This is a genomic window from Silvimonas sp. (assembly GCF_031291215.1).
GTDB lineage: Bacteria > Pseudomonadota > Gammaproteobacteria > Burkholderiales > Chitinibacteraceae > Silvimonas > Silvimonas soli.
The window spans coordinates 49,352-61,249 of record NZ_JARLJK010000142.1 but is presented as its reverse complement, the minus strand read 5'-3'; the positions used below and the strand labels follow the sequence as shown (position 1 = coordinate 61,249).

At 58.2% G+C, this 11,898-nt stretch carries 8 protein-coding genes; 7 read left to right on the top strand and 1 reads right to left on the bottom strand.

Translation table 11 applies throughout. The features are described 5' to 3' along the window. Positions 1-1,316 precede the first annotated feature (1,316 nt). The gene (locus P4L78_RS18385; RefSeq protein ID WP_309329706.1) at positions 1,317-2,501 is read left to right on the top strand and encodes an acetyl-CoA C-acyltransferase family protein; all 1,185 of its coding nucleotides are present in this window, start codon (positions 1,317-1,319) and stop codon (positions 2,499-2,501) included. A gap of 204 nt (positions 2,502-2,705) precedes the next feature. Then, positions 2,706-4,343, top strand: a complete 1,638-nt coding sequence (locus P4L78_RS18380; RefSeq protein WP_309329704.1) for a fatty acid--CoA ligase — start codon at positions 2,706-2,708, stop codon at positions 4,341-4,343. Positions 4,344-4,479: 136 nt separating this feature from the next. Here the strand turns inward: P4L78_RS18380 and P4L78_RS18375 are convergent, their stop codons facing one another. Continuing rightward, positions 4,480-7,176, bottom strand: a complete 2,697-nt coding sequence (locus P4L78_RS18375) for a LuxR C-terminal-related transcriptional regulator (RefSeq protein WP_309329702.1) — start codon at positions 7,174-7,176, stop codon at positions 4,480-4,482. A 219-nt stretch (positions 7,177-7,395) separates the two neighbouring features. On the opposite strand from P4L78_RS18375, the gene P4L78_RS18370 reads away from it, so the two are divergent. From P4L78_RS18370 to P4L78_RS18350, 5 genes are all read left to right on the top strand, one after another. Next, positions 7,396-7,701 carry a Rieske (2Fe-2S) protein gene (locus P4L78_RS18370; RefSeq protein WP_309329700.1) on the top strand — a complete coding sequence of 102 codons (306 nt, stop codon included), beginning with the start codon at positions 7,396-7,398 and terminating at the stop codon, positions 7,699-7,701. Between the two features lie 13 nt (positions 7,702-7,714). Next, on the top strand, positions 7,715-8,722 hold the full coding sequence (locus tag P4L78_RS18365) for a universal stress protein (protein ID WP_283151003.1): 1,008 nt from the start codon (positions 7,715-7,717) through the stop codon (positions 8,720-8,722). A 125-nt stretch (positions 8,723-8,847) separates the two neighbouring features. Beyond that, positions 8,848-9,828: a quinone oxidoreductase gene (locus P4L78_RS18360; RefSeq protein ID WP_283151002.1), complete on the top strand. Its 981-nt coding sequence runs from the start codon at positions 8,848-8,850 to the stop codon at positions 9,826-9,828. A gap of 22 nt (positions 9,829-9,850) precedes the next feature. Then, complete coding sequence (locus P4L78_RS18355) at positions 9,851-10,699, top strand: TauD/TfdA family dioxygenase (protein ID WP_309329697.1); 849 nt, start codon at positions 9,851-9,853, stop codon at positions 10,697-10,699. Between the two features lie 79 nt (positions 10,700-10,778). Beyond that, positions 10,779-11,831, top strand: a complete 1,053-nt coding sequence (locus P4L78_RS18350; protein WP_309329695.1) for a 3-keto-5-aminohexanoate cleavage protein — start codon at positions 10,779-10,781, stop codon at positions 11,829-11,831. Positions 11,832-11,898: the final 67 nt, after the last annotated feature.

The window sequence follows — 11,898 nt, the reverse complement described above, 5'->3', positions numbered from 1 at the left end:
AGGGTGAAGCGGTGTATTCGGGAATTTACGGTTTGGTTGAATAACCAGCCATGAAGGCTTGCTGAAATAAATTTTCAGGCTTTAGCGGGGCAGGGGCGAAGAGAACATAGTTTGCAGTGGGGCAAACTGTCTCAAAGACAGGCGAGATCAAAACGCAACTATTGGCCGTGTTGATGTCGTGGTAGCAATAATGGGTTGTGGCATTGAACCACGGAAGAAGCCGTTGATATGCTTCTTCGGTAACGCGTTAAATTTAGCATCAGAATAGAAGCGATGCAACTACTGTCGTTTTCGTTTGTTTGCGGTAGCGGATTGGATAGCGCGGCCACCCGCCCTGCTCATTCCCAGCTCGCCCGCGAGCACCGTAAGATGGTCAGGTACTGGATTTTTTTTGCGATCTCGTCATACGCTTCACCAGTGATGCCCCTGGCCGCAAGTTTCTCCAAGACCAAATCGATTTTTTTTAGTTCTTTCTGACGCTGGTTCCTGCGTTCTGATTGCGTAGGCATCTTGTTGACCTCCTATTCAATTAGGACAAAACGGTTTACCCGCCTGAGGGGTTAGCCTCGGCGCATGACGTAAAAATTGCTGACGGTGGTAGCGTATTTTTTCGGGCCCAAGAGATGGCCACGAATATGCATTCGTGCCGAAAACCGTGTCGACGCAGGCACAGGCCATAAAAACCAGACTGCTCCCTGCCCTGATTTTCCGCCAAATTTTCGCGCCTTGACGAACTGATGCGAGAACGCCGGTACCCACAGTTCGGAGTTTTCCTGCAGCCGCGTCGTTACTAGATACCTTGGCGAGCAGTCCGCTAACACTGGTGGCTGCCACGCTGGCATCGATTTGACTAAATCCGCTCTGCACTCCGCTTTCCATATTTTCGACTTTGTTTAGTTCGCGTGTAGCTGAGGTACCCGGCTGCGGGCACACGCCGCCGCCACGCGATACGCGATAGGCAATCACGCTACCTATCGCATAAATCTGCCCCAATCCTTTCTGATTGACACCAGAAGCCCTGATCAAATATTGGAGTATCTGGGCTGGCCCAGCTCCCAAAGGGGCTCAAACGCAAACGTTATGCACGCAGGAAACAGACGAACGCGGAACGCTGGGGTGTCGCGAGCGGGATCGTGAAGCGCTCTGTTGCTCAAGGTAGGAGGTAGCGGCGGGAATTGAAGTGCGGGGGAGGCTCCGTACCGCCCCCCTGCGACTAGGGGGGGGAATTTCATGGAACAGCCTCTAGTATCGAATCGGTCATATAACGCATAGAGCCGAGTCGCAGGTAATGCGCTTGCGAGGCGAGAGGAATATCCATGAATCCAAAAGAAATTTTTATCGTTGGCGCTGCCCGTACCGCGATTGGCGCCTTTGGCGGCTCGCTCAAAGATGTTGCTCCGGTTGAACTGGGCACTACGGTGATCCGCGCCGCGCTTGAACGCGCCGGAGTTGATCCGGCGGCGGTGGGTCAGGTGGTGATGGGCAATGTGATCCCGACCGAAACTCGCGATGCGTACCTATCTCGGGTCGCGGCGGTGGATGCGGGCATCCCGCAGGAAACTCCGGCCTTCAACGTCAACCGGCTGTGTGGTTCTGGCCTGCAGGCGATCTTGCTGGCCGCGCAGAGCATTATGGTGGGTGATGCCGACATCGCTGTCGGCGGCGGTGCTGAGTCAATGAGTCGTGGCCCTTACATGATGCCCGGCGCTCGCTGGGGCACGCGCATGGGCAATGCGCAGATGATCGACTACATGCTCGGCATTCTGCACGACCCGTGGCAGCAGATTCATATGGGCATTACCGCCGAGAACGTCGCGACCCGTTATGGCATCAGCCGCGAGGCACAAGATGCGCTGGCGCTGGAAAGCCAGCAACGCGCCGCTCGGGCAATTGCCGAAGGGCGCTTCAAAGAACAGATCGTCCCGGTCGAAATCGCCAGCCGCAAGGGCACGGTGGTTTTCGATACCGATGAGCACGTGCGCGCCGATGCCACGCTGGAGCAACTGGCCAAGATGAAGCCCGCGTTCCAGAAAGACGGTTCAGTTACCGCCGGCAATGCTTCTGGCCTCAACGATGGCGCGGCTGCAGTAGTACTGGCGGACGGCGCACGGGTAGAGGCGCTTGGCCTGAAGCCGCTGGCGCGGCTGGTGTCGTGGGGACATGCCGGGGTTGATCCTGCCTATATGGGGATCGGCCCGGTGCCAGCCAGCCGCATTGCGCTGGAGCGTGCCGGGCTGACCGTTGCTGATCTCGACGTGATTGAAGCGAATGAAGCGTTTGCGGCCCAAGCCTGCGCGGTGGCGCAAGAACTCGGCTTTGATCCAGCCAAGGTAAATCCGAACGGTTCCGGGATTTCGCTCGGCCATCCGGTGGGCGCGACCGGCGCGATCATCACAGTCAAGGCGCTGCATGAACTGCAACGGATCGGCGGGCGCTATGCACTGGTTACCATGTGCATCGGCGGCGGTCAGGGCGTGGCGGCGATTTTCGAGCGCGTGTGATGCCATCGGCCATTTCTGAACTTGCTGTCGTGCCCGCTTGATTGGGGCACGATATTGCAAGCTCAGCATGGCTGGCTGGTCTATTTGAACGATTTCAAGTGAGCTTGAGTGGCGTGGTTTCGGGAGCGGTCATGTGTTCCCGGCCGCGCCATCCTGCGGCAGCCCGCCACTCCAGCGCACGGTTCGACAGGAAGCATCGTATTTATGGAAACAAATACCATCCCGGTTACGGCCTCCGCTTATACCTATCCGCTGCTGATCAAGCAGCTGTTGCACACGCCGCTGGCCGTAGCGCCGCAACAGGAGATCGTCTACGCGGACAAGCGACGGCACACTTATAAAGAGTTCTCGCTGCGCATCAACCGCCTGGGCAATGCTCTCACTAATATGGGGGTGAAAGGCGGCTGTACGGTGGCCGTGATGGATTGGGATAGCCACCGTTACCTGGAGTGTTTCTTCGCGGTGCCGATGCTGGGCGCAGTGCTGCAGATGGTGAATGTGCGGCTGTCACCGGATCAAATCTTGTACACCCTCAACCACGCGGCGGCTGATGTGCTGCTGGTGAACGAGGACTTCCTGCCCGTTCTGGCAGAGATTCAGCCCAAGCTCACCAGCGTCAAGAAATTCATTCTGTTGTCTGACGAATCTGCAGCTGTTCCCGCTCATTTCGAAGGCGAATACGAGAGCTTGCTGAGCAACAGCACAGACCAGTTTGATTTCCCCGACTTCGATGAAAACACGCGGGCGACGACGTTCTATACCACCGGTACCACCGGCACACCCAAAGGTGTGTATTTCAGCCATCGGCAGCTGGTTCTGCATACGCTGGCGGTCTCTAATACCTTGGCCCTGGCGCCACAGCAAGGCGGCCTGCATCGCGGCGATGTCTATATGCCGCTGACGCCCATGTTCCACGTTCACGCATGGGGGCTGCCGTATATCGCTACGCTGGCTGGGCTCAAACAGGTTTATCCGGGGCGCTATCAGGCTGGCACCATTCTCAAATTGATTGAGAAAGAAAAGGTGTCCTTCACGCATAGCGTACCGACGATCCTGAACATGTTGTTGTCCGACCCGGCCGGGCGCGATATCGATTTGTCTGGCCTGACGGCGATCATTGGTGGCTCTGCGCTGACATCCAGTCTGGCCAAGGCGGCGCTGGAGCGTGGTATCGACGTATTTGCCGGCTACGGCATGTCGGAAACCTGTCCGGTGGTGGCTCTGGCGCAAGTCATGAGCGAAGACCTGGTCGAAGGTGAAGCAGACATTGCTACGCGACTCTGCGCGGGTCGCCCGGTGTCTTTGGTCGAACTGAGAACCGTCAACGAGCAGATGGATACCTGTCCACGGGATGGAAAAACCGCTGGCGAGGTCGTCATCCGCGCGCCGTGGCTCACGCAGGGTTATCTCAACAACCCGAATGCCTCAGAACTGCTGTGGGACGGCGGCTGGCTGCACACGCAGGATATCGGGCATATCGATGCGCGCGGCTATCTGCAGATTTCCGACCGGATGAAAGACGTCATCAAGACGGGCGGCGAGTGGGTGTCATCGCTGGAGGTGGAAGAGTTGATCTGCCGTCACCCGGCGGTGATGGAAGCTGCGGTGATCGGCGTTTCTGATGACAAATGGGGCGAACGCCCGCTGGCGCTGGTGGTGGTGCTGCCGGACTTCGTCAACAAACTGTCTGGTGAGGATATCCGCACGCATTTGCAGAACTTTGCATCGCAAGGGTTTATTTCCAGATATGCCATTCCGGAACGGATCGAGTTTGTTGAACAACTGACCAAAACCAGCGTTGGCAAGCTCAACAAGCTGGCTTTGCGAAATCAATATCGCTAGCACCGTTTTACCGCCGTGGCAAAGCTGGGTTGGCGTCACGGCGGGCTTTTAATCAGGATTGATCTGCCAGATTGAGTTGGCCAGTATGTGACGGGTATGCGATGTGTCGCTGCAGGGCAGGGGACAAGCCTGATGGCTAGGTAGCGCCGCCGCCTTCCAGGAAACCCAACAGTTGCGCCCGTCGCACAACCTGTCGGCGCGAACCGGCATCGAGTTTGCCAAACAGGTTTTTCAGATGCCATTTCACCGTTTCTTCGCTCACCGACATGGCAATGGCAATTTCTTTATTCGAAAGATTGCGTGCCAGTTGTTCAAGCAAGTCTCGCTCTCTGGGGGTCAAACCCATACTCGGTAGCGCGCGCGGGGCGGCGTTTTTGTTTTCGACCGGAGGGCGTGCCGCACGCGGAATTTGCCCGCCAGCGCCCACATCCTCACTCTCTTTCGCTACCCGCCGCGCCCAGTCTGCTAGCGATGGATGAGCATCGGCCAAGGTGCGGGCCAGGCCAAAAGTTTGCGCCAGATTCATCGCCTCACGAATCAAGGGCACGCCATCTTCACCGACGTTATCGAGCGCAAATGCTCGCAATGCCATGATTTCGATGCGATAGCGGCCAATCTTCATGGCGTCTGCCTGGGGGCCGGCGATGGCTAGATCTTCAAGCGCGCCGCGCCAGTTCTGCACGGAAAACGCCGCATAAGCATGTGACAAGGTCTGGAAGAAGATCACCAGTTTTTGCCACAACGGGCCACGATCCGCGTTGGCTTGCACGATTTCGTCGATCCGCTGCACCAGGGCACGGCAGGTTTCCGAACGGAAACGCCCGGCATGAATGCGGATTTGTTCGGCCAGGCTGACCACACACAGTCGCGGCAGATTGCGCGCGACGCCCGTGGAGTACATGGCCTCAAGCAGATCCAGAGCGCGATGTTCGCTGCCTTGGGCGGCGGCCACGCGGGCGGCGGCACGATAAGCGTACATCACTGTTTCCGGGGTGCCGGTCCGTTCCAGCACGTCCAGCCGGTTGGCCAGCAAAGCGGCAGCTTCATCGAGCTGATCGCGCTCGTAGACCGCCGTGGCGAGTAATGACGCCAGCATGCAAGACAAGGGGTTGCGTCGTCCGAGACCCAGTTCAGCGCCAGCCAGTGCAGGTCGCAAGACTTCTTCCGCCAGGCGGAATTGGCCCTCGACCAGATAGCTCAGGCCCACCATCAGCCCGCCCCAACGCGCTACATAGCCGGCGGGTCTGTCGCCGCCGAAGGCTGGAACGAGCTGCTGATGTCGTCGTGCCTGCGCCGGGTCACCATGCAGAATGGCGTTGCCAGCAAGCCGGTTGGCGTGAATTTGCAGCAGCCACGGGTCACGCGTGGGTGCCGAGCCAGCCCAGGGTTTGAACATGGCGACAAAAAGGTCGGGATCGTCGCCAAAATAAGCCGCTGCGCACATGATCAGCGCGCATTCATAGCGCAATTCGTCATCGATATCGGGGTTGGCCAGCAAGCGGTCGACTTGTCTTTCTGCTTCATCGTGGCGTTCGCTGCGGGCCAGTACCCATGCCGCAGCCAGTCGCAAACGGGGGCGCTGCTCCAGGTCACTTTCGGACAAGCGCTCGAACCAGTCGAGTACCGCCACCTGATGTCCCTGTCTTACCGCGTCGTAAAAGCAGCGCTCGGCGAAGGCGAAGGCCACGCTGTATTCGCCTGCCGCGTAGGCGTGTCTTGCCGCTTCTTCCACCATGCCGTGCTCGGCCAGCCAGTGCATGGCGCGGCCATGCAGTTGTGCCTGTTCTTTCTGCGGTAATTGCGCAAATCGCGCCCGCAATACGTCACGCGCCAGCATATGCAAACGGCACCAGGTACCGTTTTCGCTGGCGACAAAAATCGGCGTTTCCCGCATCAAACGGGCAAGTTGTTCTTCGGCGTGCTCATGGCTGCTCAAAGCTGCACAGAGGTCGGGATGCAGCTGATCGACCAGCGCAATGCTGGTGAGAAAGGTCAGGTCAGCGGCGGGCAGCTTTGATAACAAGCCATCAACGAAATAGTCACGCAATCCACCCGCGCTGCTGGATAAAGAACCAAGCACAGATAACGGGTCGCTCTCCCGTTCCATTGCCGAGAGTGTCAACTGCAGACCGAGTGACCAGCCTTCGGCCAGTTCGTGCAAACGCGCACAGGTATCGGCGTCGACGCGGGCGCCGAATCGGTTACGGATCAGCGCAATGGTTTCATCCAGCCGAAAACGCAGTGTCTCGGCACCAATTACCGCGCACTGACCATAGCCTTCCAGATCGGCGACGGCGGCGGTGATCCCGCTGCGCGCCGCAACAACGACCCGCAGGTTGCTGGGGGCGTTGTGCATCAGGTACGTCAATGCCGTCAGGCTGGCTTCCGGCAGGTGGTCGGCTTCATCAATAAACAACACCAGATCCAGTGCGGACATCGCCAGTTCGGCCAGCCAGGTGGTTACCCCCTCCAGCTCTCCCACCACTGCGGTTGCGCCTTCGACGAGCAAGCGGCCAAAGTTTGGCCGGGCCGCCCCCACTCTGACTGCATGCACCAGACCTTGCAGAAAACGATAGGGATCATCGCGGCCATCGGCCAGTAACCAGGCGACCACGGCGCCCTGGGTCAGATATTCGCGCCGCCATTGCGCCAGCAGAGAGGTTTTCCCGAACCCGGCGGGGGCCTGCACCACGATCAAACGATGTTCCCGAAAGCTGTCCTCAATGGCGCTCAGCCGGGGGCGGACCAGCAAATGGCGGGGTGCTTTGGGGGGGGTGGTCTTGAGAACAAATTCGGTTACGGCGCCGAATGCACCACTACTCTCTGACGACATCAGGCTGCGCCTTTAGGTAATGCAATGTCTGGCTGACAGCACGCTATCAACCCATCCACTCAACCACCGGGCCAGAAATAGCCATGCCCGTAATGAAGGATCAGTCGAATCCCCCCACCTGGTCAACCCCCCCTCTTCCCTCCCTTTTCTGAGTAGGGCGTCGGAACATTCCTAGATTTACTCTAGCTTCAGGGTTCACTCCATACGGGAAATAACCACATGAAATACGAAGACGTCTGTGCCCAGGAGCAGCTTGCCCCCGGGCGTTCGCTGGCAGTACGCCTCGGCGGCTATGACGTTGTTCTGTTCAACGTGGATGGCGCCATTCATGCGCTGGAAAATGCCTGTCCGCACATGGGCTCGGCGCTTTCTGGCGGTTGTTTCTCGGGGCGTACCGTGGTGTGCCCGGCTCATGGCCTGCGCTTTGACGTAACCACCGGCGCAAATAACGTTTCCCCGGCACTTTCTGTTCCTACCCTGCCGGTCAGGGTGGTCGAAGGAAAAGTGCAGGTCCTGATTGCCTGAGCCTGGAGCTGCCATGTACCGTCACCTGCTTGTCCCCATCGACGATACCGATCTTTCCATTGAAACGGTCAGTCGCGCTGTCGAACTGGCCCGCACCCTGGATGCCCGCATCAGCTTTTTCCACGCCCAGCCCGACCACGCGACCTTGCTGTTCGGGTCGGCAGAAGGCAATCGGCAATCTGTACCGACCGAGTTTACCTACGTCTACGAAAACCGCACGCGTGAGTTGCTGGCCAGAGCGGAATCCGCCGCCCGCGCTCAAAGCGTGCCGTGCAGTTCAAGCAGCTGCGTGAGCGATGATCCCTCGCAAGCCATTTTGAGCGCTGCGCGTGCCGGTGATTGCGATCTGATCTTCATGGCCTTGCATGGCAAGGGCGACCGCGCCGACACCATGCTCGATGCGCAAATGCTCAAAGTGCTGATGCACAGTGACATTCCGGTGCTGGTTTCCGCGGCCAGCAAGTCCACGTTGTCGTCCCAGGCCATTGCGATTATTCGTGACCAGCACCGTTCGCTCGCCGCGATTTTGCGCGCATGGCTTTATATGATCCAGACTGCACAAGAGCACGGTCATACACCAAATCATGCGCTCATGCAGTCCATGATTCGTTATATCCAGGCCTTTGCGCTGACCCTGCATCATCCTAAAGAAAGTGAATACCTTTTCCGCAAGTTGCGGGAGCGGACCGATCTGGTTTCTGCCGATCTGGACGAACTGGAACACCAGCATCAACGAGATGCCGAGCTCACTGCGGAGTTGGCTCTGGTTGTTGACCGATATGTGGCAGGCGAAGCCACGCTGAACGAGATGAAAACCGCCGTTACCCAATACGCCCGATTCGTATGGGAACACCTGGGGCGTGAAGAAGGGGTGATCATTCCTGCTGCGCTACGTCATTTGACTGAAGCAGATTGGGGTGAAATCAAATGCGTCTTTTCCAGCAACGATGATCCGCGCTTTGATGGCAGCACCGCAGCCGAATTCGAGCACTTGTTTACCCTGATCGCCGATCTGGTTTAGCCGTCACCCGGAACTATTTATATTAAAAATATATAACAAATGTGTTTTATATAACACGTTGTTTTAATCTGATGGATTTTTACCGTGTGAGCCCATAGCGCCCACATGGATAACAGGAGATCAACATGGCACATGCCATTCGTTTTTATGAAGCCGGCGGACCGGACGTTTTGAAGTATGAAGAAGTATCGGTCGGCGCCCCGGCGGCTGGCCAGGTACGCCTGCGGCACGAAGCGGTCGGGCTCAACTTTGCTGATACGTATTTCCGCTCCGGTCTGTATCCGGTGCCGATGCCCGCTGGCATGGGCGTGGAAGCGGCTGGCGTGGTGGAAGCCATCGGTGAAGGCGTGACCAATGTGGCCGTGGGTGACCGCGTTACCTACACCGGCTTCATCAACACCTTGGGTGCTTACAGCACCGAGCGATTGATTGCAGCCGCGCCGCTGATCAAGCTGCCGGAAGGAATCAGTTGCGAAACGGCCGCCGCCATGACCATGCGTGGCCTCACATCTGCTTATCTGATGCGCCGCATTTATCCGTTCAAACAAGGTGACAGCATTCTGTTGCATGCCGCTGCCGGTGGCGTTGGGCTGATTGTGGCGCAGTGGGCCAAGATCCTCGGCCTGACCGTGATTGGTACGGTGTCGAGCGAAGCCAAGGCAGAAATTGCCCGCGCTCATGGTTGCGACCACACCATCAATTACAGCCAGGAAGACGTCGCCAAACGCGTGCGTGAACTGACCAATGGCGTGGGCGTGAATGTGGTGTTCGACAGCGTGGGTAAAGATACCTTCGAAGCATCGCTGGATTCGCTCAAGCGCCGTGGCCTGATGGTTTGCGTTGGCACGGCCTCTGGCCCGATCCCGCCATTCAATCCGCAACTGCTGGCGATGAAGGGCTCGCTCTATCTGACCCGCCCGGCGCTGGCGGATTACATCGCTGATCCCGCAGAAAAAGACGAACTGGCCGCTGAACTGTTTGGCCACGTTGCGGCTGGCCGGATCAAGATCGAGATCAATCAACGCTACTCGCTCGAACATGCCGCGCAGGCGCATCACGATCTCGAAACACGCAAGACGACCGGTTCATCGGTGTTCGTCATCTGATCCGGGCCAAGGAGCCAATCTCATGCGTATCGAACAACTGACTTATGCACTGGGTGCCGAACTGACTGGCGTCAGCCTGGCGGATGCCGTTCACGATGACGGGCTGTTTGCCGAAATCCGCGCCGCGCTGCTGACGCACCGTGTGCTGTTCTTGCGTGACCAGGATATCTCACGCGCTGACCACGTCGCGTTTGCGCGCCGCTTCGGCGACCTGGAAGATCATCCGGTGGTCGGCAGCGACCCGGAATACCCTGGCCTGGTGCGTATCTACAAGAATCCGGAGCAGCCGAACGATCGCTACGAGAATGCCTGGCATTCCGATACCACCTGGCGCGAAACGCCGCAGTTTGGTGCCGTACTACGCTGCGTGGAATGCCCGCCAGTGGGTGGCGACACCATGTGGGCCAACATGGTGCTGGCCTACGAAAAGCTGCCCGACGAGATCAAAACCAGGATCGCCGGATTGCGCGCTCGCCATAGCATTGAAGCCAGTTTTGGCGCGGCCTTGCCAATCGAAAAACGCCTGGCGCTCAAAGATAGATTTCCCGATGCGGAGCACCCGGTGGTGCGCACGCATCCCGAAACCGGCGAAAAAATCCTGAATGTGAATGCGTTCACCACGCATATCACCAACTACCACACCGCAGCCAACGTGCGCTACGGCCAGGATGCCAATCCGGGTGCAAGCGACCTGCTGCGCTATCTGATTAGCCAGGCCTACATCCCCGAATACCAGGTGCGCTGGCGCTGGAAGCCCAACAGCATCGCCATTTGGGACAACCGGTCTACCCAGCATTACGCGGTGATGGACTACCCGCCGTGCCATCGCAAGATGGAGCGGGCAGGCATCGTCGGCGACAAACCGTTTTAGCCAGCTGCCTGACCGATGGGTCAGACACGTAATCCAGCCACTTGAAAACAAATAACCGACGCAAGAAGAGGGATACACCATGCAATTTCTAGACGATTCACTGCATCCAGAAAACCAGGACAAAGTCGTCATCACCGTGGCGCCGTACGGCCCGGAGTGGGCACCGGAAGACTTCCCCGAAGACATCCCGGTCACCATGGAAGAGCAGGTACAAAAGGCCGTCGACTGTTATAAAGCCGGTGCCACCGTGCTGCATTTGCATGTGCGTGAACTCGACGGCAAAGGCTCCAAGCGCCTGTCCAAATTCAATGAACTGATCGCCGGTGTGCGTGATGCCGTGCCCGACATGATCATCCAGGTGGGCGGTTCGATCTCGTTTGCGCCGGAAGATGACGGCCAGGCGGCCAAGTGGTTGTCTGATGACACCCGCCACATGCTGGCGGACCTGTTGCCCAAGCCAGACCAGGTGACCGTGGCGATCAACACCACGCAAATGAACATCATGGAGTTGCTCTATCCGGAATACCTGGAAGGCACCTCGCTGGCTAATCCGGGTTTGAAGGCGGCCTACAGCGAAATGACCGTACCCGCTGGCCCGGCATGGGTTGAAGAGCATCTGCGTCGACTGGCGGCATCTGGCATCCAGCCGCATTTTCAGCTGACCGGTATCCACGCGCTGGAAACGCTGGACCGTCTGGTGCGCAAAGGCGCGTACAAAGGTCCGCTGAACCTGACCTGGATTGGTATCGGTGGCGGCTTTGATGGCCCGAATCCGTTCAACTTCTTCAACTTCATCCATCGTGCGCCAGAAGGTTGCACGCTGACCGCCGAATCGCTGCTGAAGAATGTTCTGCCCTTCAACATGATGGCAATGGCGATGGGCCTGCACCCACGTTGCGGCATTGAAGACACCATCATCGACCAGCACGGCAAGCGCATGAGTTCGGTGCAGCAGATTCAGCAATGCGTGCGCGTTGCCCACGAACTTGGCCGTGAAGTGGCCAATGGCAAGGAAGCACGTGCCATTTACAAGATTGGTGTGCAGTACGACACCGTTGACCAGACGCTGGCCGAAAACGGCATGGCGCCAAATCGCAAGTCGGGCGAAAAGAACGTGCCGCTGCGTAAATAAGGGCGCTTGGGGCCAGAGCAGTTCGACGACGCTTTGGCCGGGCCCGATAACGATCCACAGACAAGCT